Annotated in this window: 21 protein-coding genes; 14 read left to right on the top strand and 7 right to left on the bottom strand. The window is 71.0% G+C overall.

What is annotated here, in order from left to right; all coding sequences use genetic code 11:
* The first annotated feature begins 203 nt into the window (after nt 1-203).
* Nucleotides 204-494: a hypothetical protein gene (locus tag AB0761_RS05115; protein ID WP_377267752.1), complete on the top strand. Its 291-nt coding sequence runs from the start codon at nt 204-206 to the stop codon at nt 492-494.
* Between the two features lie 608 nt (nt 495-1,102).
* Here the strand turns inward: AB0761_RS05115 and AB0761_RS05110 are convergent.
* The gene (locus tag AB0761_RS05110; protein ID WP_377267751.1) at nt 1,103-2,467 is read right to left on the bottom strand and encodes a hypothetical protein; all 1,365 of its coding nucleotides are present in this window, start codon (nt 2,465-2,467) and stop codon (nt 1,103-1,105) included.
* Between AB0761_RS05110 and AB0761_RS05105 the strand changes: the two genes are divergently transcribed.
* The gene (locus AB0761_RS05105) at nt 2,460-3,143 is read left to right on the top strand and encodes a response regulator transcription factor (RefSeq protein ID WP_377267750.1); all 684 of its coding nucleotides are present in this window, start codon (nt 2,460-2,462) and stop codon (nt 3,141-3,143) included. The two genes, AB0761_RS05110 and AB0761_RS05105, sit on opposite strands and share 8 nt — an antisense overlap.
* Nucleotides 3,140-4,498, top strand: coding sequence for a sensor histidine kinase (locus AB0761_RS05100; protein ID WP_377267749.1), 1,359 nt, complete (start codon nt 3,140-3,142; stop codon nt 4,496-4,498). Before AB0761_RS05105 ends, AB0761_RS05100 begins: the two co-directional genes overlap by 4 nt.
* Before the next feature lie 197 nt (nt 4,499-4,695).
* Here AB0761_RS05100 and AB0761_RS05095 read toward each other — a convergent pair whose 3' ends face one another.
* The 3 genes from AB0761_RS05095 to AB0761_RS05085 form a co-directional block, all read right to left on the bottom strand.
* Nucleotides 4,696-5,343 carry a hypothetical protein gene (locus AB0761_RS05095; RefSeq protein WP_377267748.1) on the bottom strand — a complete coding sequence of 216 codons (648 nt, stop codon included), beginning with the start codon at nt 5,341-5,343 and terminating at the stop codon, nt 4,696-4,698.
* A complete protein-coding gene (locus tag AB0761_RS05090; RefSeq protein ID WP_377267747.1) occupies nt 5,340-5,852 on the bottom strand; it encodes a SigE family RNA polymerase sigma factor in 513 nt (170 codons plus the stop codon). Before AB0761_RS05090 ends, AB0761_RS05095 begins: the two co-directional genes overlap by 4 nt.
* 441 nt (nt 5,853-6,293) lie before the next feature.
* A complete protein-coding gene (locus AB0761_RS05085) occupies nt 6,294-6,557 on the bottom strand; it encodes an erythromycin esterase family protein (RefSeq protein ID WP_377267746.1) in 264 nt (87 codons plus the stop codon).
* A 172-nt stretch (nt 6,558-6,729) separates the two neighbouring features.
* On the opposite strand from AB0761_RS05085, the gene AB0761_RS05080 reads away from it, so the two are divergent.
* The 6 genes from AB0761_RS05080 to AB0761_RS05055 all read left to right on the top strand — a co-directional run bounded on the left by AB0761_RS05080 (nt 6,730) and on the right by AB0761_RS05055 (nt 15,269).
* Complete coding sequence (locus AB0761_RS05080) at nt 6,730-7,767, top strand: ketoacyl-ACP synthase III family protein (RefSeq protein WP_377267745.1); 1,038 nt, start codon at nt 6,730-6,732, stop codon at nt 7,765-7,767.
* Nucleotides 7,767-9,269 (top strand): class I adenylate-forming enzyme family protein, encoded by a 1,503-nt coding sequence (locus AB0761_RS05075; RefSeq protein WP_377267744.1) that lies wholly within the window; start codon nt 7,767-7,769, stop codon nt 9,267-9,269. The genes AB0761_RS05080 and AB0761_RS05075 overlap by 1 nt, the downstream gene beginning before the upstream one ends.
* Entirely contained in the window at nt 9,253-10,575 is a 1,323-nt protein-coding gene (locus AB0761_RS05070; protein WP_377267743.1) for a type III PLP-dependent enzyme, read from the top strand. The genes AB0761_RS05075 and AB0761_RS05070 overlap by 17 nt, the downstream gene beginning before the upstream one ends.
* Nucleotides 10,576-10,654: 79 nt before the next feature.
* On the top strand, nt 10,655-10,903 hold the full coding sequence (locus tag AB0761_RS05065; protein ID WP_377267742.1) for an acyl carrier protein: 249 nt from the start codon (nt 10,655-10,657) through the stop codon (nt 10,901-10,903).
* A gap of 2 nt (nt 10,904-10,905) precedes the next feature.
* On the top strand, nt 10,906-14,163 hold the full coding sequence (locus AB0761_RS05060; RefSeq protein ID WP_377267741.1) for an amino acid adenylation domain-containing protein: 3,258 nt from the start codon (nt 10,906-10,908) through the stop codon (nt 14,161-14,163).
* Between the two features lie 119 nt (nt 14,164-14,282).
* Nucleotides 14,283-15,269, top strand: coding sequence for a helix-turn-helix transcriptional regulator (locus AB0761_RS05055; RefSeq protein WP_377267740.1), 987 nt, complete (start codon nt 14,283-14,285; stop codon nt 15,267-15,269).
* Here the strand turns inward: AB0761_RS05055 and AB0761_RS05050 are convergent.
* The 3 genes from AB0761_RS05050 to AB0761_RS05040 form a co-directional block, all read right to left on the bottom strand.
* A complete protein-coding gene (locus AB0761_RS05050) occupies nt 15,199-16,206 on the bottom strand; it encodes a BTAD domain-containing putative transcriptional regulator (RefSeq protein WP_377267739.1) in 1,008 nt (335 codons plus the stop codon). The two genes, AB0761_RS05055 and AB0761_RS05050, sit on opposite strands and share 71 nt — an antisense overlap.
* Nucleotides 16,207-16,250: 44 nt before the next feature.
* The gene (locus AB0761_RS05045) at nt 16,251-16,418 is read right to left on the bottom strand and encodes a hypothetical protein (RefSeq protein WP_377267738.1); all 168 of its coding nucleotides are present in this window, start codon (nt 16,416-16,418) and stop codon (nt 16,251-16,253) included.
* Nucleotides 16,419-16,631: 213 nt separating this feature from the next.
* Complete coding sequence (locus tag AB0761_RS05040; protein ID WP_377267737.1) at nt 16,632-16,880, bottom strand: hypothetical protein; 249 nt, start codon at nt 16,878-16,880, stop codon at nt 16,632-16,634.
* Nucleotides 16,881-17,118: 238 nt separating this feature from the next.
* Here AB0761_RS05040 and AB0761_RS05035 point away from each other — a divergent pair, with 238 nt between their 5' ends.
* Genes AB0761_RS05035 through AB0761_RS05015 form a run of 5 tightly spaced genes read left to right on the top strand, consistent with a single transcriptional unit; the run spans nt 17,119 to nt 21,998 of the window.
* On the top strand, nt 17,119-17,331 hold the full coding sequence (locus AB0761_RS05035) for an MbtH family protein (protein ID WP_377267736.1): 213 nt from the start codon (nt 17,119-17,121) through the stop codon (nt 17,329-17,331).
* Nucleotides 17,332-17,343: 12 nt separating this feature from the next.
* A complete protein-coding gene (locus tag AB0761_RS05030; RefSeq protein WP_377267735.1) occupies nt 17,344-18,072 on the top strand; it encodes a hypothetical protein in 729 nt (242 codons plus the stop codon).
* Nucleotides 18,069-19,868 (top strand): amino acid adenylation domain-containing protein, encoded by a 1,800-nt coding sequence (locus AB0761_RS05025; RefSeq protein WP_377267734.1) that lies wholly within the window; start codon nt 18,069-18,071, stop codon nt 19,866-19,868. The genes AB0761_RS05030 and AB0761_RS05025 overlap by 4 nt, the downstream gene beginning before the upstream one ends.
* A complete protein-coding gene (locus tag AB0761_RS05020) occupies nt 19,865-21,184 on the top strand; it encodes a cytochrome P450 (RefSeq protein ID WP_377267733.1) in 1,320 nt (439 codons plus the stop codon). Before AB0761_RS05025 ends, AB0761_RS05020 begins: the two co-directional genes overlap by 4 nt.
* A 46-nt stretch (nt 21,185-21,230) precedes the next feature.
* Nucleotides 21,231-21,998: a thioesterase II family protein gene (locus tag AB0761_RS05015; RefSeq protein ID WP_377267732.1), complete on the top strand. Its 768-nt coding sequence runs from the start codon at nt 21,231-21,233 to the stop codon at nt 21,996-21,998.
* Nucleotides 21,999-22,003: the final 5 nt, after the last annotated feature.

Below are 22,003 nucleotides of genomic sequence, written 5' to 3'. Positions count from 1 at the left end.
GATTACTGGGGAGTGTCCGAGGCGGGCCGCAGGTGAAGAGGTGCCACGGATTGCCCACAGTGGTCGGTTCCGCAAATTGGCGTATTCCAATAGATCGAGTGTCATTTCGGGCGCGGCGCGGGTCCGGCGGTGCCTCCAGGAGCGACCGTTTCCCTGTCCAACCCGTGCAGGTGCCGAGACACCTGCTGTGACAGGAGACCGCTATGCGTGTATCCCGCTTCGCCGCCGCGCTGGGCGTTGCCGTCGCCGCCGTCCTGGCCGGCACCGGCACCGCCTCCGCCGCCACCGTTCCGTCCGCCGCCCACGCCCACGACGGCTGGTACGGGTACCACCAGCACTGGAACGGCCACCGCCACCACCGCTGGGACGACCGGCGCTTCGACTGTGACCGTGACCACCGCCACTTCGGCCGCGACCGTGACGACCGCTACTTCGGCCGCGACCGTGACGACCGTCACTTCGGTCGTGACCGTGACGACCGCCGTTTCCGCTGACATCGGCAGGACCTGACGAGCCGCTGCCGGCGAGAGCAGCCCCCGGCGCCCCCGGGGGCGGCGCCCGGGGCTTGATCACCCGCAGCGACAAACACCCGCACAGCCCGGCAGCCCGGTGACCAGACGGTCACCGGGCTGCCGGGCGCTGCGGGTGACCGCCGACTTCCCTCACCTTGCGACCTCTGCTGGAGCGAGAGCCCTCGTGCAGCACTCAATCGCCACCTGCAGCGGCGAGGCCGGCCGTGATGCCGTGCTCCACGACACGGCCCGCCCTACCGGCACGGTCCGGTGCGGACAGCGTCGCGGAACTCGCGTTCGATGTCCTTGTCTTCTTCGTCGCCGCCGCCTGGTCGACTGCCGGTTGCGGTGCCCCGCCAGCCGATGCCGGCCCGGGTGTGACCGGCTGGATCGGCGTGTCGCACGGTTGAGCAGGCGGCAGGTTGCCTCGGCGGCGTCGGCAGCAGGGCCCAGTGGGTGGCCGTCGCATGCACGGCCGGTTCCGCCTGAACGTCCACTGGCTGCTCTGTGGCCGCTTGCGACCGGGCGGGACGATGACCACACCGGCGCCGGGGTGGTCCGGCGCCGGGGCGGTCGATCACTGCGATTGGTCAGCTGAGTGAGGTCAGGAGGGTGTTCACTGCCGTGACCTCGGTGGCCTTGTCCGGGTTCGGAGCGCGTAGCGCGGTCAGGACGTGGTCGATCTCGTTGTCGAGGAAGTGCCAGGCCTGCTCGTTCTTGGGCTCGAGGGTGGGCTGGCTGTCGTCCCATGCGGTCTCGAGGTCGGTCACCCGGGTGGTGGCGGCTGCCTGGTCGCCCGAATTGAGCTTCGCCAGGGTGTCGGCAGCGATCGTGCGGAACTTCGCGATCTCGCCTGGAGGGAACGCTGACGTCGCCTGCTTCGGGGTGAGATGGGCGGTCACGGGCGCAGGAGTGTCACTCTCGCCGGCCGCAGCAGCGTGGGGCTGCTGGTGCGCCCAGACGAGAAGCGCCGCGGCCGCGACCGCCACGACGGCGTAGTAACCGAGCATGATCCGCTCACGTGCCGGGTTCACCGGCCCCGGGGCGTCGGGCTGCTCGGAGGGGTCGATGACATCGCTGCGGCTACGCGTGAGGTACACGACCGTGGCGAGGATCGCGCCCAGGAAGATCACGCTGGTCATCGCCGTGCCCAAGCCGAGACCGCCCTCGCTGCCGGGCGAGCCGAGCCAGTCGCCGAGGTTTGCGCCGAGCGGACGGGTGAGGATGTAGGCCAGCCAGAAGGAGAGCACCGGGTTGGCGCCCAGGCGCCATGCGGCAACGATCGCGACGATCAACCCGAGCGGAAGGAGCACGGAGACGCCCGGGGTCCAACCGGTCAGATCCAGGGTCCAGTCACCGGTCGCGGTGCCGAGAGCAAAGGTGACAAGGACGGCGAGCCAGTAGAAGAGTTCACGCGGGCGGGTGACGATGGTGTGAACCGAGAGGGTGCGCTCGCGGGCGTACCAGATCCCGAAGACAACCGCGAGGACGCCGGCGAAGACGCTGCTGCTCAGCGCGAGGGGAACGCCCTGGCTGTCGGTGAGGATGTCGGTGTACAGGGTGCCGGTCACGCTCACCACCACGACGGTGAGCCAGTACACGAAGGGGATGTAGCGCTTGGTGCTGAGTTGCCAGCCCAGGACGCCGGCCAGAACCACGGTGAAGATCAATGCGGTGTTGATCAGACCGACGCCGAGGTTCATATTGATCCAGTCGGCGAAGCTCTCGCCGACCGTGGTGCACAAAATCTTGATGATCCAAAACCAGATCGTGACTTCGGGCACCTTGTTGAGCATCCGCCGTGCCCGCGGCGCAGCGTGCGGCCGTCCGATGAGGGTTGTCATGCCGGGCACACTGGCACGCCGAACCTGAACGCAACCTGACTGCCTGCGCCCCTCACTGTCGGCGATTTCGAGGAAGACGCACGGGTCAGGTGATACTGGCGGGGTGAGCACGCACCGGGTGCTGGTCGTCGAGGACGATCACGCACTACGAGACATCCTGGCCCGCGGACTGCGCGAGGAGGACTTCGATGTCCTCACCGCACCGGACGGTACCAGTGCCCTGCGCACTCTGGGCAGCCCGGCGGACCCCGTGCGCGCACACGCGGTGGTGCTGGACATCGGGCTTCCCGACTCCGACGGCCGGGACGTGTGCCAGGCGATGCGAGCCCGAGGCATCGACGTCCCGGTGCTGTTCCTGACCGCGCACGGCGGGATCACCGACCGGCTGGCCGGCTTCTCCGCCGGCGGCGACGACTACCTGGCCAAACCCTTCCACATCGCCGAACTCGCCGCCCGCCTGCGCGCACTGCTGCGCCGGTCCGACTCCAACGCCACCCTGCAGCCCGCCGGACTGCGGCTGGACCCTGCCCGGCACCACCTGGAGTCGGGATCCGGCGCGACCGTCGCGCTCACCCCGACCGAATACCGACTTCTGGCCTGCCTGATGGCCGAACCCGGTGCCGTGGTACGCCGCCGCACCCTGCTGCGCGCCGGGTGGCCCGAAGGCGCCTGGGTGAGCGACAACACCCTCGACCAGTACCTGGCCCGGCTTCGCCGCAAGCTGCGCGAGATCGGCAGCGAGCAGAGCATCGAGACGCTGCGCAGTGTGGGGTACCGCTTCGCATGATCCGACGCGCCCGTCCCGCCACACTGCGCGGCAAGCTCGCCCTGCTCGCCCTGGCCGCCACCGCCGCCTGGGTCGCAGTGGTGACCACGGCCTTCAACCTGATGCTCACCGGGAGCCTGCGCGGCCAGGCCGACGACGTCCTGCGCACCCGGGCCGCGGCCGTGGCTGCCACCGTGCAGGTCCGGCCCAACGGCACTCTGGCGCTCCACGAACCGGCCGACGACGGGGCTCTGGACACCGGCATCTGGATATACCAGGGCACCACCGCCATCGAACGGCCCCAAGCCTCGGCCACCCTGCACAACCGCGCCGACGCGCTGGCCCTGCTCGCCCCCGCCTTCGAGGACACCCCGCAGCCGGCGGCCTACCGGCTCTACGCGCTGCCTGTGGACCCCGCCCACCCCCGGGCGGGCACCGTGGTGGCAGCGGTCTCCCTCAACCCCTACCACCGCACCGCCGACCTGGCCCTCGCCGGCTCCATCACCCTGGGATTGCTGCTCCTCGGCGGTGTCTACCTCACCTCGCGGCGCGTGGTTGCCAACGCGCTGCAACCGGTCACGGTGATGAGCGAGCAGGCAGCCACCTGGAGCGGCCACGACACCAGCAGGCGGTTCGGCGCCGCCGCACGACCCGCTGAACTGGCCGCCCTCGCCGCCAACCTGGACGAGCTGCTCAACCGCCTTGCGGCCGTCGTGCGCCATGAGCAACAACTCACCCACGAACTGTCCCACGAGCTGCGCACCCCGCTCGCCCGCATCGTTGCGGAGACCGAATGGCTCCAGGCCCGGCCCCGGACACCCGACCAGCAGCAGGCAGCGCACCGAGCGGTCGCCGAAAGCGCCGCGCAGATGCAGCAGATCTGCCACACCCTGCTGTCCACCGCCCGCGCCGGTACCGGCCATCTCCCCGGCCGATCCGAGCCCTTGGCGGTCGTGCGCGCACTGGCGGAGCGCAGCGCTGAGCAACACCCCGGTGCCCCACGCATCACCGTACGCAGCGAGAACACGGAAAACCCCGTCGTCGGCGCCGATGCCGTCGTACTGGAACGCATCCTCGCGCCGCTGCTCGACAACGCCCGCCGCTACGCCGCGCACGAGATCGTTGTGACCTGCACGGCACGCCTCGGCGAAGTCCTGGTCACGGTATCCGACGACGGTCCCGGAATTCCGGTGGCAGCCGTGGACGCGGTGTTCGAGCCAGGCTTCCGGGCCGACCGCGCGGATGGCCACGACGGTGCCGGGCTCGGGCTCGCCCTGGCCCAGCGGCTGGCCCGCGCCGCGGGCGGAGAGATCACCGTGAACCCCGAAGCCTCGGTGCGGGGTGCGTGCTTCACCGTGACCCTGCCCACCGGTTGAGCGGGCGGCCGCCACGGGGACGACCCGCGAGAGCCAACGTCTACGATCACGCTGCGCAACCACGAGACGCAGCCGCCGAGACGCCCCGCCCGGCAAAGACCGAGGACCCGCTTTGACTCCCGGGAGTCCTGGATGCGCGCGTGGCCCGGGGGCCGATGGGATCCCCCGGGCCACGCACCCCCTCCGACGGCGCCCTGCTACCGCCGGTGCTCAGGCGGCGGGGTGGTCGTGCAGGTCAGCGGCCCATTCTTCGAGACGATCCGCTCCACCGAGCCCGGGTTGTTGTGCACCGAGGCCAGCTGCGCCGCGTTCAGGTAGCCGATGAACAGCTGCTTCCCGGCCGGCATCGCGGACGGATAGAAAGTGAGGGTGACCCGGCCGTTGGATACGTGGCTGCCCCGCATGACCTTGTCGACTCCGGGGCCCTGCCCGGCCGGGGAGAGCGTTCCGTCGTCGTTGGGGCCCTTGCAGAACTCGCCCACCTTGACCAGGACCGGGAATCCCGCGGTGTGCAGCGCCTGCTCCAGACCCGCGTGGTCACTGAAGTACGCGCCCTTGTCCCAGGTGGCGACGATGGTGCCGTCCGTCTTGGTGTCCACGGTGTACGCGGCCGTCTGGATGTGGACACCCCCGGTGCTGTTTCCGGCCGTCGGTGGCGCCGACGGACTGCTGAACGTCGGCGCCGCGATCGCGAGCGCCGCGGCGGCCGCGATCCCGGCCGTGCCGGCGACGCGGCGCCGATTGCGGCGCCTGCGGCCCTCGGCCTCGATCACCTCCACAGGTGTGGACATGGTGATGTCGTCGAGGGAATCCCTCAGTGCGGCGAGTACCTCGTGCTCGCTCATGGGCCGACCTCCTGGTCCTTGACAGTGCCGTCGCCGGCGGTGATGAGTTGGCCGCGCAACATCGAGACGGCTCGCGACAGGTGGGCGGTGACGGTGCCTTCGGCGATCCCCAGCGCCGCAGCCGTGGCCTTGGTGTCGAGGTCGAGGAAGACCCGCAGCGCGATCACTTCCCGCTGCCGCTGCGGCAGTTGACGCAGCACCGCGAGCAGGCCGGGGTCCAGGCCGGGGTCGGTCTCCCGGGGATCCGCCACATCGGGCGCACCCCCCTCCAGCACGACCTCCTTCCGCCTCCTGCGCCACCACGACACCCGGGTGTTCAGCGCGGTACGCACAATCCAGGCACGCGGCGCCGGGTGCCCGCGGACCTTCGGCCAGGACATCCAGGCCCGGGTGAACGCCTCGGCGACCAGGTCCTCGGCGAGCTGCCGATCGCCCACACTTGCCAGGACCGCCCGCAGGCAGACGTCCTGACTGGCTCGGTAGAACTCCTTGAACTCCAGCTGCTTCACACCCCCTATACGCCGCAGCGCCCCCGCACACTTACCTGGCCGCCCGCCGAAAGATGGGCTGGGGCCCGTCACACCCCACCACCGCAGGTTCTCGCAGTAACGGTGAACGATCCCGGCCCGCGGGAGCGGCGCAGCGTGCGCCGTTCGTCGCCCGACCTGCGAGACCCCTTACCCACCGTCCCGGAGGTCAAGGAGTCGCAGGTTCAGAGTGTCCGGCGAGGATGACGATCCGCCCGCATCCCTGGCCGAGACCGAGCTGCCGCTCGCCCCCACGCGCGACGGATCGATCACCACCGGCTGAGCCGGGCAGCAGCCGCCTCGGCCCTCGCCCGGGACCCTGGCCGGCCCCCCGCCCCCGGCCCCCGGCCCCCGGCCCCCGGCCTCCGGTCCCCGGTCCCCGACCACGACGCGGTGCAAGCCGACCGATTGGGCGCAATCGAGTTATCTGGGCAGCCATCGCACCGGGGACACTTCGTGCAGCTGGACGAGCACGTCGAACGCGTCGGGCAGGGAGGCGACGGCGAGGTGTTCGGCGGTGTCACGGGAAGGGTCGTAGACGCCGCTGATGACGCGGGCCTTCGCGGGTCCCTCGTACTGGCGGCGCAGGTCGCCGGTACGTAGGTCCAGCCAGTGGGCGGACGGGTCCCTAGCGTGCAGCCGGGCATCGAGCCCGAGCGGCTCCCCACCGCTGCCTGACGCCCGCAAGAGCGTCCGGACGCCGTTCCCGGGGCCGTTCAGTGGGATGTCAGTCCTGCGCCGGTTGGGCAACGGCCGGGCGGAGGTCGGTCACAGATCCGTTCGGCCAGGATCCCAGCACACCGTGGCCGTCCGGCCCGGACCACTCGTACGTACGGCGGAGACAGCGAGGGAGCAGGCCATGCGGTGGGAGAACGTCCATGTCGCCGGAGTCGGCGTCTGGTTGGCAGGCCGCACCGCGACTGCCGAGGCCGTGGCAGAAGGTCTCTACGATGCCGAGGAGCAGTCAGCGACACAGCTCACCGCCGTGTGCGCGGCCCGAGCCGGTGGCGACGACGACATCTCCGCACCCGAGATGGCCGTCCGGGCGGCTCAGGTCGCGCTGCACCGTGCCGGTGCCGTCGCCGACGACATCTCCACGGTGTTCCACAGTCACCTCTGGTACCAGGGAGCGGATCTCTGGCCGGCCGCGTCCTTTGTGGCCGGACATACGGTGGGGGCGGACGTTCCCGCCTTGGAGTTGCTGCAGCAGTGCAATGGCGGCCTGGCGGGCGTCGAAATGGCCGCGCGGGCTCTCGGCGAGGCAGACGCGGCGCTGCTCACCACGGCGGACAGGTTCGCGGCGCCGGGCTTCGACCGCTGGCGCGCGGAGCGAGGTCTTGTGTACGGCGACGGCGGAACCGCACTTGTGCTCTCCACGCGGGCAGGCTTCGCCCGGCTGCGCTCCACGGCGACCACGGCGGACAACGGGCTGGAGGGCCTGGCCCGTCCCGGCGGGCCCGGTGCGGGTCCGCCGGACGACCGGGGGCCCGTTGATCTCGATGCGCGCAGCGCCGCGTTCTTCAGTTCCGGGCGGGGGGACTTCCGCGACGTGGTGCTGCGGACAGCACGGGCCTCGCAGGCCTCCATCGACCGGGCGCTGTCCGACGCCGGGGTGGGCCGCGACGACGTGGCGCGCGTCGTGCTGAACGCCACCGGACTTCCGCGGCTCGCCTGGCAGTTGGAGCACCAGTTGGGCATCGATCTCAAGTTCTCGAACTGGGAGTTCTGCCGGGAGGTCGGGCACCTGGGCGCCGGTGACCACTTCGCGGGACTGAACGAGTTGGTGGAGACGGGCGAGGTGGGCGTCGGAGACCTGGTGCTGCTGGTCGGTGGCGGCACCGGATACACCTGCACCAGCGCCGTGCTGGAGATCACCGGTGAGCAGGGGTGGCTCTGATGGCCGCCGCCCGGGTGAGCCCGCTCGTCGCGGCGCTCGACGCTGCCGCCGAGGCACGCCCTGACGCTCCCGCGGTGAGCGAAGGTGCGGCGTCGACGCGCTGGACCTACGCCGAGCTGGCGGACGCCAGCCGGGCCGTGTCGAGCTGGCTGCGCGGTCCGGGCGGGGTGCGGCCGGGTGACCGGGTGGTGTTGCGCATCGGCAACCGGATGGCCTTCGCGGCGCTCTACTACGGTGTTCTGCGCGCCGGGGCGGTCGCGGTGCCGCTCAGCCCCGAGATGCGGCCCTATCTGCTGGCGGCCGTGCTTGCCGACGCGCAGCCCAGGGTGGTTGTCCATCAGGAGGACGAGACCGGCCGGGGCCTGGAGGCCGCCAGGGCCTGCGGGGCCGTGCTTGCGACCTCCGACATGCTGCTTGCCTCGCCCGCACGCCGCGGGGCCGGAGAGACGGATGTGGCCGTGGCCCCCGACTCGGTGGGCCAGTTGATCTACACCTCCGGAAGCACCTCCACGCCCAAGGGGGTGGTGTGCACCCACACACAGGTGGACTTCGCCGCCCGGGCGATCGGTGCACGGCTCGGTTACCGGCCGGACGACGTGGTGCTCGGCCTGCTGCCGCTGAGTTTTGACTACGGCCTGTATCAGTTGCTCCTCTCGGTGGCCGCCGGCGCGGAGCTTGTGCTCGGCGAGGCCACAGTGCCCACGCGGGCGCTGGCGCTGCTGCGGTCCCGACGGGCCACGGTGGTTCCGGTGGTCCCGTCTCTCGCCGCGATGCTGGTACGTCTCGTCGCACGCGGTGAGCTTCCGCGGCACGTGCGGCTCTTCACCAACACCGGTGCTGCTCTGCCGCAGCAGTGCATCGAGGCGCTGCGGGCGGGCTTTCCGGGGGCGGCGGTCGTGGCCATGTACGGCATCACCGAGTGCAAGCGGGTCACCATCGGCGAGCCGGACGGCGACCTCCTCCGTCCGGGATCGGTCGGCAGACCTCTCCCGGGCACATCGGTACGGATCGTGGACGCGGACGGGGCCGGCCTCCCCGCCGGACAGCTCGGGGAGATTGTCGTCTCCGGGCCGCATGTCATGTCCGGCTACTGGGGCGCCCCCGAGCTGACAGCCCAGCGGTTCCGACACGATCCCACGACGGGCGCGTCGACCTTGCACACGGGTGACTACGGCCGACTCGACGAGGAAGGGCATCTCTACTTCGCCGGACGCAGGGACGACCAGTTCAAACGCCGTGGCGTGCGGACGAGCAGCACCGAGATCGAGGGGGCGGCCCTGGACATCGCCGGGGTCACCGCCGCCGCCGCGCTCCCGCCGCGGGACGGGCTCGACCTCCGTCTGGCGGTGACCGCCTCGCTCACGGCCGATGAGGTGCTCGTGGAGCTGGGCCGGCGGCTGGAGTCCGCCAAGGTCCCGAGCTCCTGCGTACTGCTGGAGTCCTTCCCCCTCACCGCCAATGGCAAGATCGACAGGAAGGCCCTTCATGCTCTCCGTTTCTGAGACCGCGCATGTGGAGCCCGCCGATCTGCTCGGGCGCTACGGAAGCCCGCTCTACGTCTACGATCTCGCCCGCGTCGACCGGGCCGTCGCCGACCTGCGCCAGGCGCTCCCGGAGGGCGCGCTGATCCACTACTCGCTCAAGGCCAATCCGCATCCTGAGCTTGTGCGCGCCATGCGCCGGAACGGATGCCTGCCCGAGATCTGTTCCACCGGCGAGCTGGACAGCGCGCTGGAGGCGGGCTTCCGCGGTGAGGACTGCCTCTACGGCGGGCCGGGGAAGACCGCGGACGAGATCGGCCGTGCGCTGGCCGCGGGCGTGAACACGTTCTCGGTGGAGTCCCTGGCGGACCTCGCGCGGGTGGGGGCCCAGGCGCAGCGCTTCGGCGTGGTTGCCCGCTGCCTGCTCCGGATCAACGGGCAGGGTACGGGAGCCGGGGCCGGGCTGCGGATGACAGGCCGGCCCTCGCAGTTCGGGATCGATCTGGAGGACGTGGCGGTCGATGCCCAGATGCTGACGGCGGAGGGTGTCCAGGTGATCGGCCTGCACTTCTTCCCGCTGACCAACGCCGCAGATCCGGCAGGCCTGATCGCCGAGGTCGTCGCCTCCGTTCGTACCGCGGCGGTGCTGCAACGCCGCTGGCACCTGCCGCTCCGACTGCTCGATCTCGGGGGTGGCTTCGCGGCGCCCTACGGGGCTCCGGGCGAGCGCCCGGACTACTCCGGACTGCGTGCGCCCGTCGAGGAGGTGCTCGACGAGGAGTTGCCCGGCTGGCGGAACGGGGCACCGCACGTCTCTTTTGAGTCAGGGCGCTATCTGGTCGGTGACAGCGGCAGTCTGTTCTGCACGGTCACGGATGTGAAGGAGAGCCGCGGCACGCACTTCGCCGTCCTGGACACAGGGATCAACCATCTGGGCGGGCTGGCGGGCGTGGGCCGGCTGCCGCCCCTGCGGGCCGAGCCCCTGCGGCCGGAGGGCCGGCCGGGCCGGCCCTCCGAGCTGGGCGGACCGGTCACGCTCACCGGTCCGCTGTGCACCCCGGCCGACGTGCTGAGCCGGGCGCCGCGGGCGGTGCCGCCGGAGCCGGGGGAGACGCTGTGCGTGCCCAATATGGGCGCCTACGGCCTGACCGCGAGCCTGGTCGGATTCCTGAGCCGGCCGGCACCGGCCGAAGTCGTGGTGGACGGCGGTCGTGTGGTCTCGGCCGGGCGGTTGGAACTCCGACGTCACCCCCTGCGCTGCACGCCCGGGCATCCCGGGCATCCCGGGCAGCCCGGGCACCCCGGGCAGCCCGGGCACCCCGAATAGTCCGAGCAATCCGAGCGTCCGACCAATCCGAGCAGCCGGAACAACGCGAACAGTCCGAGCAGTCCGAAGGAGAAGGATCATGACACACGTCTGGGACGCGCCGTTTGAGGAAGTGCTCCGTGCCGAGCTGCCACGACTGGCGCCGGACTCCGCCCTGCAGGCGTCGGACAGTCTGCGTGCGGCGGGTCTGGATTCCATGGCGAGCGTGGAGCTGATCGTCCGCCTGGAGGAGGCCCTGTCCGTGTCGATTCCGGACGAGGAGCTGGGCCCGGAGGCATTCGCCACCGTCGGCGGGCTCTGGTCGGTGGTCGAGAGGGCGCGGGCCTGATCATGACGCAGCAGACCGCTCTCCCGCCGTCGGCCGCTCAGCGGCGGATATGGCTCATGCAGTGTCTTGCACCGGACTCGAGCGCCTATCACATCCCCTTTGCCCTCGAGCTCACCGGACCGCTCGACGTCAATGCCCTGGTCGGTGCCTTCCGGACGCTGGAGGCGCGGCACGAGGTGCTGCGTACCGGCTTCGAGGAGTTCGACGGGGAGCTGATGCAGGTCATCTCACCCCCGGGGCGATTGGCAGTCGAGCTGCGCGAGACGGCGGAGGCCGACCTCGGCGCTCGGCTGGCCGCAGACGCCGAAGCCCCTTTCGATCTGTCCCTGGACCCGCTGCTGCGCGTGAAGCTGCACCGGACGGGAGTGGATCAGCATATCCTTTCGCTGACGATGCATCATCTGGTGGCGGACATGTGGTCGGTCGGCGTGCTGCTGGCCGAGCTGGCCGAGCTCTACCGTGCGGGCTGCCACGGTGACTCGCCCCTGCTTCCCGAACTCACCCTCCAATACGGCGACTTCGCCGTCTGGGAGGCACAGGGCGCCAAGGACAGGGAGGAGCTTCACGGCCCCTTCTGGCGAGCAGCACTTCAGGACGCCCCGGCACTGCTGGGGCTGCCCACCGACCGTCCTCGGCCCGTGGTGCAGTCCCTGAGGGGTGCAGCTGTCCCGGTCCGGCTGGCCCCCGACCTCGCCGAAGGAGTGCAGGCTCTGGCCACCGCGCAGCGGGTGACCCCCTTCATGGTGCTGCTTGCCGCCTTCCAGGCGGTGCTCGCCAGGTACTGCGGACATGACGACATCGTTGTGGGAACCGGGACCGGTGTCCGTCCTCCGGAGGTCGAGAGCCTGATCGGATGCTTCATCAACGTGGTGCCGATCCGGACATCGCTGGCGGCGGACCCGAGTTTCACGGAGCTGCTGCGGCGGGTACGGGAGGCCTCGCTCGCGGCGATGGACCACCAGGAACTGCCCTTCGAGTGCATGATCGCCGGACGTCCCGGCCCTGTCGATCTCAGCCACAACCCCGTGGTGCAGGCGCTCTTCGTGCTGCAGAACGCCGCGGTGGAGCTGCCCCGGCTTCCCGGCCTGGAGGTAGGGCTGGTGGAGGTGGCCCGTGGCGGCGCGCAGATGGACCTCAACCTGCAACTGCGCGCCGAGAACGGCGGGTTCACCGGAACACTGGAGTTCGCCGCCGACCTGTTCGACCAGGAGACCGCGACGCGGATGGCAGGGCACTGGCTGACGCTCCTGTCACACGCGGTGGCGTCTCCCGGTGCCCGGCTGTCCACGCTGCCCGTGATCACGCCCGCTGAACGCCGGCGCATTCTCGGCGAATGGAATGCGACCACCGCGCAGTACCCCGAAGGCTCCCTGCTGCTGCACCAGTTGTTCGAGCAGCGTTGCGCGGAGGCTCCCGACGCACCCGCCGTGGTGGAGCGGGAGGGGACAACGGACTACCGCGAGCTCGATCGTCGGGCGCAGCGCATCTCCGCGCGGCTGCGCGCGGCGGGCGTGGGGCCCGACACTGTCGTGGGGCTCTGTCTGCCGCCGGGGTCGGGCCTGGTCGCCGCGGTCCTGGGCGTGCTCAAGGCCGGTGGCGCGTATCTCCCCCTCGATCCGGCGTATCCGGAGCAGCGCCTCGCCTTCATGCTGGCGGACGCGCGGCCCGCCGTCGTCGTGACCTGTCGGGACCTGGCTCCCGGGTTGCCCTCCCACGACAGCCCGGTGCTGCTGCTGGACGACGAGCGGGACTGGGTGACCGAACCGGGCGCGGAGGCCCTCGCGGACGTGCGGACCCGGCCCGGCCATCTGGCCTATGTGATCTACACGTCGGGCTCGACCGGCCGTCCCAAGGGGATCGCGGTTCCGCACCGCGGAGTGGTCAACAACCTGCTGGACCTGAACGACAGTCACGGCATCGGCCGGGGCGACCGCGTACTGCTGCTCTCCTCACCCAGCTTCGACATGTTCGTCTACGAGACATTGGGCATCCTTGCAGCCGGCGGAGCCATGGTGGTTCCACAGCCCGAACGGGCCAAGGACCCGCAGCACTGGCTCGACCTCGCGCGGCGCCACCGGATCACCGTGTGGAACTCGGCTCCCGCGCTCGCCGACGCCTTCGTTCAGGCGGGCTGCGACCGTAACACCCGGCTCCCCGCGCTCAAGGTGGCTTTCCTCGGGGGAGACTGGATTCCCGTCAGTCTCCCCGAGCGGTTCCGCCGCGTTGCGCCCGCGCTGTCGTTCATCGCGCTCGGAGGGGCAACCGAGGCCTCGATCCACTCGATCGTCGAGCCGGTCGACGCCGTCGACCCCGGCTGGACGAGCATTCCCTACGGCCGTCCCATGGTGAACCAGCAGGCACTGATCCTCGACGCGGCCGGCGGACTCGCCCCGGCCGGGGTGCCGGGCGAGCTCTGTCTCGCCGGCGTCGGGCTGACCCGGGGCTATCTGCGGCGACCGGGTCTGACCGCCGACCGGTATCGGCCGCATCCCGGCGCAGGGACGGACGGCGTCCCTGCGGGAGCACGGCTCTACCGCACCGGAGATCTGGCGATATGGCGCCGGGACGGGTGCATCCAGTTGCAGGGGCGGATCGACCATCAGGTCAAGGTGCGGGGCCTGCGCATCGAACTGGGGGAGATCGAGGCCGAACTCTGCAGGCACCCCGGGGTGGCCAAGGCCGTGGTGGCCGCCGTCGGGGCAGGGGAGCAGCGCCGGCTGGTCGGCTATGTGGTGCCGGTGGGCCCCGCGCCCTCTGCGGCGGAGCTGAGGGCCCGGCTGCGGGAGGTGCTCCCGGACTTCATGACCCCTGCTGTCTACGTGGCACTGGACCGGCTGCCGCTCTCGCCGAACGGGAAGGTCGACCGGGCTGCGCTCCCGGCACCGGAACAGGGCGCGGTGCTGCAGGACCGGCCGGTCCACGTCCCACCCGACGGGCCTGTCGAGCTCGCGCTGGCGGCGCTCTGGCAGGAGTTGCTGGCCGTCACCACGATCGGGCGGCATGACGACTTCTTCGCCCTCGGTGGCCATTCGCTGCTTGTCACCCGACTCGCCTCGGCTCTGGCCGAGACCTTCGGTGTCGAGGTGCAGCTGAGGTCGCTCTTCGAACGCGCCGGCCTGGCCGGCCAGGCGGAACTGCTGATCGAGGAAGGGCGGCGCAGCGGCGTGGATGTCGTGGCGGTGGCCGAGGTCGTGGCGGAAGTGCTGCTGATGTCCGACACGGACGCTGCCGCACTCATGGTGGGCGGGTCCGTGGTGTGACTCACAACTGACTCGTCCAGATGTATCCCTGACATACGGAGGGCTCACTATGCTTGCGCGCGCGGCGGGGATCTTGCCCGCGCCAAGGAAGCCGATCGGCGTCATGCTCAGGGGGGCGAGTGCTCACATCGCTTGGTCTGTCCCAGGAAGCGGACAGCGTCTACAGGACCATGGTGACCAGGCCAGGGGCCACTGTCGGTGATGTCGCAGCGGCCCTCGGGTGGACCGAGGGCCGCGTTCGCCGAGCACTTGACGAACTTGCCGATCTCGAACTGCTCCGTCCGTCCCTCACCGAGGACATCGGGCCGCGTCTGGTCGACCCCAAGGTGGCGTTGGAGATGCTCCTTGCCCGGAGGCAGGAGAATCTGGCCCGGCAGCAGCACGAAATCGAGGCGGGGAGAGCGGCCGTCGCCCAGCTCGTGGCCACCTACACGGATCTGCGGGAGCAGCCCGCCGGTCCCGGGCTGGAGCGGCTGACCCGGCTGGAGGACGTCCGTCATCTGCTCGACGACCTCGGCGATCAGGCGCGGGTGGAGACGCTGGCACTCGCGCCCGGTGGTCCGCAGACCCCGGAGAACCGCCGGGCCAGTCGCCCGGTGGCGGAACGCCTGCTCGGCCGGGGGGTGCGCGTGAAGACGGTCTACCAGACCAGTCTCCGTAACGATCAGGGCAGCGTTGCGCACGCCAACTGGCTGGCCGAACGCGGCGCGGAGACACGCACGATCCCGACGCTGCCGATGCGGATGCAGATCGTCGACCGCGAGGTGGCGGTGGTGCCCATCGACCCGAACGACTCCTCGGCCGGGGCCGTCTTCATCCGCGAGCCGGGAGCGCTGACGGGGCTGTGTGCTCTGTTCGATCAGATCTGGGAGCAGGCCGAGCCGTTCGGCGCGCCGACGGAGGACATCGGGGCACCGGTAATCGGGCCGGTCCATGTCGAGCTGCTGCGGCTGCTCTCGATGGGGCTGACGGACGAGGCGGCCGCGCGCCGGCTCGGCGTCTCGCTGCGCACCGAGCGACGCATCATCTCCGAGCTCATGGAGCAGTTGGGCGCACAGAGCCGGTTCCAGCTCGGGCAGCGGGCCAAGGAGCAAGGCCTGCTGTGAGCGTCACGGTCCTCCTCGTCGCCGGGGCGGTCTGGCGCGGGGCGGTGCGGTAGCGGGTCGCGGCCCGTGGCTCGGGGACCAGGGAGAGCCGGGGGTGCTGAGGGTGCTGAGGAGGCGAGGGCCGCGCGGCGGGCCGGCCGAAGGGATCAGGGACACCTGCCAGGACGGCCTGCTCCAGCTCGCGCAGTTCCGGGCCCGGAACGAGGCCGAGGTTGTCCATCAGCGCGGTTCGGGCGCGTCGGAACACCGCGAGCGCGTCGGCCTGCCGGTTGCACCGGTAGAGGGCGACCATCAACAGCGCCCACAGGTGTTCCCGGTACGGGTGCTCGGAGGTCAGGGAGAGCAGTTCGGGCACCAGACTCGCGTGAGCACCGAGTTCCAGGGCCAGCTCGCCGCGTTCCTCCACGGCGGCCAGGCGCAGCTCGGTCAGCCGTACCCGCTCGACTTCGAAAAGGGGGCCGTCGAGGCCTGTCAGCGGCTGGTGCTGCCAGCCGGCCAGGGCCTCGGTGAGCAGGTGTTCGGCCTCGTCCGTCGCACCTGACATACGCAGCGCCCTGGCCTGCGCACGATGGCGTTCGAAGCGTCCGAGGTCGGTGCTGTCGGCGGCGACGTCGAGCAGGTACGAGGCCCCCACCCGACTCAGTATCCCGCCGGAGGCGCGCGGACGGTGTTCGGGATCGAGCAGGCGGCGCAGCTTCGAGACGTACGCCTGAAGCAGGTTGGCACCGTCTGCGATGTCCGCGTCGCCCCAGATGCCGTCGATCAGCCTGTCCTTGCTCACCGGCGATCCCGCATGCAGCAGCAGGGCGGCCAGCAGCGCCCTTTGACGGCATGCGCCCAGCGGGAGCTGGGCGCCGTGGCGCCAGACACGGACCTCGCCGAGAATCTCGAACCGCAGGCCGGCTGAACGCTCGTTGGGGGCGTACTGGATGCTCATCGGGCCCTCCTAGGGCGTGATCGACGGGATGTGCGTGCTGTCGGTCACTGCCAGCCCATGTCGTCGGTGCAGGCCACATTTGCGCCGCAGGTTGCCGTGATGCTCTGCGCCTGGGGCGTGGCGGAGTGCGCGGCGTCCGTACCGGCGACAAGCAGCAGAACGCCGAGGGCCAGGGCGGCGGCGGCACAAGCGATCTTGTTCAGCGCGGTCATGGGGTACCTCTTTCCGGGCAGACGGATGCCCGAGCCGTGGGGATGGGGGTGATCCTCCGGGGGCCGCGATTCCGGCCCGCCGTGTCGTGCTACGAGTCTCCGCGCCCACGGGTCCGTGTGTCGCGCCTCCGCGCTGGCACAAGCGTGCACCGGCAGATTTGTGCCGCGCCCCCCGGCCTCCGACACCCTCCCGCCAGGGACTTCTCGGGGTTCTCAGGGGTTCAGGAGCTCATTCGTCCAGCCCTGGAGCAGGGGCGACTCGGTGCACGCACGGGTGCAGACCGCCGCGCAGACCCGGCGGGCGGCCTCCTGGTCCGCAGCGACGACGAAGAAGACCCCGCGGGCCCCGGCGCGGGAGAGATGGATCCGTATGTGCTCGACGCCCTCTCCCACGGCTGCCTGCTCCAGGGCGCTCAGCACGTCGGCCGTGGTGGGAGAGGGTCCGCCGGGCAGGCGGCTCATGATGAAGGAAACGGTATGCATCCCTCTACGGTGGCGACTGCCGGCATGGCCATGCGCCTGTTTTGCTGGCACATGTATGACATGGCCCGAATGTGTCTGACGATCCGTCATATTCGGGCGGGCCGCATTCAGTCGGCGTTCAGTCGCGGTTCTGTGGGCGTGAGGAGCGGCACCGGGCGGGGGCGACAGGATCACTGCGACCACAGATCGACCGTCGAGCCGAAACGGAGACTCACACATGAGCAACGCCGACGCCACACGCTACCGGGTCGTCACCAACCACGAGGAGCAGTACTCGGTCTGGCCGACCGCCCGCGAGCTGCCGCTCGGCTGGAAGGCGGAGGGAACCGAGGGCGACGAGGCGACCTGCCTGGCCCACATCGACGAGGTCTGGACCGACATGCGCCCGCTCAGCCTCCGGCTCGCCATGGCCGAAGCCGGACAGGCCTGACCGGGGCGGCAGATGACCGCCCTCGTCATCGCACGGCGCTTCAACGGTCCGGCCGACAGCGCCAACGGCGGATACGCCTGCGGAACCTTCGCCGAGCGTGCTTCCGGCGCCCACGGTCCCGCAGTCGCGGTCACTCTGCTGGAGCCACCCCCGCTGGACACCCCGCTCGGATTCGACCCGGGGGAGCGGCGGTCCCGGGTCCGGCAGCACGACCGGCTCATCGCCACCGTCACGGCTGCCGCCCGGCGTCCACCGGCTCTTCCGCCGACCTCCTCCCCGGCGGTGGCAGCCGCCGAAGCGGACTTCCGGGGTGCGGCCGGCCATCCGTTCCGAAGCTGTTTTGTCTGCGGGGTGGACCGGACGCCCGGCGACGGCCTCTGCCTGACCCCGGGGCGGATCCCGGGCGCGGGACCGTCCGTGGCCTGCCGATGGACGGTCGAGGAGTCGGTCTGCGACGAGGGAGGGGAGGCGCTGCCGCCGATCCTCTGGGCAGTTCTCGACTGCCCGGGCGGCTGGACCGCGGACCCGGCCCGGGAGCCGATGGTGCTGAGCCGGATGAGCACCTGGATCGATGCACGCCCGCGCTGCGGCGACAGGTGTGTTGTCAGTGCCCGGCAACTGCGCCGGGACGGGCGCACCGCCACCAACATCTCTGCGTTGCACACCGAGGACGGGCGGCTGCTGGCGAGTGCGACAGCCGTCTGGACGGCGGTGCGGCGCCCGGAAGGAAACCCACAATGACTACCTTGACCGCCGGGCCGGAAGCTCCGGCCCTCCTCGCTGCCGACACTGTTCACCAGGCCTTCGAGCTGGTCGCTGCCGCGACCCCCGACGCTGTCGCGGTCGAATGCCTGGGCCGGAGCCTCAGTTACCGGGAGCTCAACTCCCGCAGCAACCGCCTGGCCCACCGGCTCCGTGGGCTCGGTGTCGGCGCGAATGCCCCGGTGGCGCTGTGCCTGGACCGTTCGCCGGAGCTGGTGATCGCGCTGCTCGCCGTGCTCAAGGCAGGCGGCTGCTATGTCGCCCTCGACCCCGGGGCGCCCGCTGCGCGCCGCGCCGCGCTGCTGGCCGACACCGGAGCGTCGGTGCTGATCACCAGCTCGCCACTTGCGGACGAGGGGAGCGGGACAGCGGTCACCCTGCTCCTCGACGGGGCGGACCCGGCCCTTGACGCCGCGTCGGATACCGATCCCGGGCTTCCGGCGCATGGGGAGCAGGCCGTCTACATCGCCTACACCTCCGGCTCGACCGGCGCGGCCAAAGGCGTGGTCGTGCCCCACCGCGCGGTACTGCGCCTGGTGCGAGACCGGCAGCTGCTGCCGATCGGACCGGACGACGCGGTGCTTCAGTTCGCCCCGGTCGCCTTCGACGCCTCCACTCTGGAGCTGTGGACCCCGCTGCTCAACGGTGCCCGCCTGGTGGTCCAGCCGGCCGGCCGGAACAGCCCCGAGGAGATCGCCGACACGGTGGAACAGAGCCGGGTCACCGTGATGTGGCTGACCGCGGGCCTCTTCCACCAGATGGTCGAAGGACCGGTACAGCGGCTGCGCGGACTGCGTCTGCTGCTGGCGGGCGGCGATGTGCTGTCGGTGGCACACGTCAACCGCGCCCTGGCGGCGCTTCCCGGGGTGCGTCTCGTCAACGGCTACGGTCCGACCGAGAACACCACCTTCACCTGCTGCCATCCCATGGAGACGGCGGTCGAGTCCTGCTCCGTGCCCGTGGGAACCCCGGTCGACGGCACCCACGCCTACATTCTCACCCCGGACCTGCGGCCCACCGCGGGCGATGAACCCGGCGAGCTCCACGCGGCCGGAACGGGCCTTGCCCATGGCTACTTCGGACGCCCCGGACAGACCGCGGAGCGGTTCCTTCCCGACCCCTTCACCCCGGAGCCGGGCGGCCGGATGTACCGGACGGGTGACCGCGCCCGCCGCACCGCCGACGGAACCATCGAATTCCTCGGGCGAGTGGACCAGCAGGTCAAGATCCGCGGCTACCGTGTGGAGCCCGGGGAGGTCGAGGCGGCGCTGCTGCGGCATCCCGAGATCGGTGACGCTGCCGTGGTGGCCCAGGACGACCCGCGGGGCGGGCGCCGACTGGTCGCCTTCTTCGTCGCGGAGCGGCGAGTCCCGGTGCCGGAGCTCCGCAGTGCCCTGGCGGGGACGCTGCCCTCCTATCTGGTCCCCTCGCTCTTCGTCCGCCTGGACGAGCTGCCGCTGACCGGCAACGGCAAGGTGGACCGGGTGGAACTGGCAGGCACGCCCTGCCGGGGCCGCCCCGACGTGGACACCGACTTCCGTGCGGCGGGAAGCGCAATGGAGCAGGAGCTGGCACGCGTCTGGGCCGATCTGCTGGAGGTGGACGAGATCGGAGTGGACGACGACTTCTTCGAGCTCGGTGGCCACTCCCTGCTGGCCACCCGGATCACCGCGGAGATCAGCGGCCGCTGGGGCGTCGAGATGCGCCCCAGGGACTTCTACGAGAACCCCACCGTCGCCGAACTGGCCGAGGTCGTCCAGGAGCTGCGACGATGAGAATCGGACAGCCCGGGGACTCCACCGCGGTCGACCTGGACCGGATCGACCTGTTCACTCCCTCCCTGTATGCCGCCGGCGACCCGCACACCCTGTGGAAGGCCCTGCGCGAGCGCGCTCCGGTGCACCGTCAGCTCCTCCCGGACGGCCGGGCCTTCTGGTCGGTCACGCGCTACCACGACGTCAACGAGGTGCTGCGCGACCACACCCGCTTCACCTCGGCAAAGGGCACGCTGCTCTCCATCCTCGGCACGGACGACCCGGCGGGCGGCACGATGATGGCCGCAAGCGACCCGCCGGTCCACACGGCGCTGCGCGAGCCGATGGGCAAGATGCTCTCGCACCGTGCGCTGCGGGACCGGGCACCCGAGATCCGCGCAGTCGTACGCCGCATGACGGCCCCCCTGCTCGACGGCGGGGTCTGGGACATCGCCGCGTCCGCCGCGGCCTTCCCGATGGCCTTCACCGGCACGCTCATGGGCCTGCCCGAGCGGCACTGGAGGCGACTGACCAAACTCACCACCATGGCTGTCGCCCCGTCCGACGCGGAGTTCCAGGAGGGAGGCGGAGAAAGCACCCTGTCCGTCGCCCATCACGAGCTGTTCGCGTACTTCTCGGACCAGGTCCGGGCCCGCAGCGGCAGACCGCGGCCGGCGGCGGATCAGGAGGATCTGATCGACTTCCTGATGCGCATGGAGGCCGGTGGCCGCCGGCTGCGCCATGAGGAGATCGTCTACAACTGCTACAGCCTCCTTCTCGGCGCCAATGTGACGACCCCGCATGCGATCGCCGCCATGGTCCTCGCCCTGATCGAGCACCCGGACCAGTACCGCCGCCTGCTGGCGGACCCGGCGCTGATTCCGGGGGCGGTGGAGGAGGGCCTGCGCTGGAGCTCCCCCGCCAACCACTTCATGCGCTATGCCGTGCGCGACCTCGAACTGGGGGGCCGGCAGATCGCCGCAGGGGACGCCTTGGTCACCTGGCTCGGGTCGGCCAACCGCGACGAGGAGGCCTTCACCGACCCCTACCGCTTCGACGTCGCCCGGAGGCCGAACCGGCATGTCGCGTTCGGCTTCGGTCCCCACTACTGCATCGGGGCTCCGCTGGCCCGGCTCTCGCTCGGCCTGCTCTTCGAGGAACTCACCTCACTGATCGAGGAGTTCACGGTCGCGGGGCCCATCGAACACCTGGAGTCCAACTTCACCGCCGGGATCAAGCACCTGCCGCTGACCGCCGTGCTGCGGCCCGGGTCGGCACAGCGGATCGAACGGACGGTGGCGGCCACCGGGCCGGCGCCGGTGCTCGAACCCGCGTAGTGACCCTCCGCCCGCACGTCGCACCCACTGTTCTCCGGAGTGACCCATGACGACGACCGTCCGCCGTCCACCCCGCTGGCTGCTGCGCCGGATCTCCGACGATGCGCCGGCTCGGCTCTTCTGTCTGCCCTATTCCGGGGTGGGCGCATCCATGTACCACCTGTGGCCGGAGCGGATCGGCCGGACCGAGATCTGCCGGGTACAGCTCCCCGGCAGGGAGAGCCGGCTCCGGGAACCCCACTACGGCGACTACGAGAGCCTGGCCGAGCAGTTGGCCGAGGCGCTGCTGCCCCACCTGGACCGGCCGTTCGCCTTCTTCGGGCACTGCGGCGGGGCGCTGCCCGGCTTCGCCACCGCCCGGTACCTCGCCCAGAACTGCCTGCCGACCCCGGGGGCGCTCCTGGTGTCCTCGCAGGTCGCTCCGCACCACGGGCCCTTCGGCCGGTTCCTCGGCATGAGCGATGCGGAACTCTCGGTCGAGCTCGCCGGACTGATCGTCGCCATGGGCGGCCAGCCGCGGCCGGAGCTGATCGAGATGAACCTCGGTGTGCTGCGCGCCGACGTGGATGCCAACCGGGCCTACCGCCTCGCGGAGCCCGAACGGCTGCCCTGCGCGATACGCGCGATCAGCTGGACCGGGGACACCGAGATCCGCCCGGAGCAGATGCCCGGATGGTCCGCCTACACGGATCCGGAGCGGTTCACGGCCGTGACCCTGCCGGGAGACCACTATGCCTTCCTCGGCGCCCCTGCCCCGCTGCAGGCCGAGATCGAGGCCGCCATGGAGGAGATGCTGACACCCGTCCGCAGCTGAGTCCG

Origin of the sequence: Peterkaempfera podocarpi (assembly GCF_042466665.1) — a bacterium.
In the GTDB taxonomy this organism is placed as follows: domain Bacteria; phylum Actinomycetota; class Actinomycetes; order Streptomycetales; family Streptomycetaceae; genus Peterkaempfera; species Peterkaempfera podocarpi.
The sequence above is the reverse complement of the archived record's forward strand: the minus strand, read 5'-3'. Positions and strand labels throughout refer to the sequence as shown.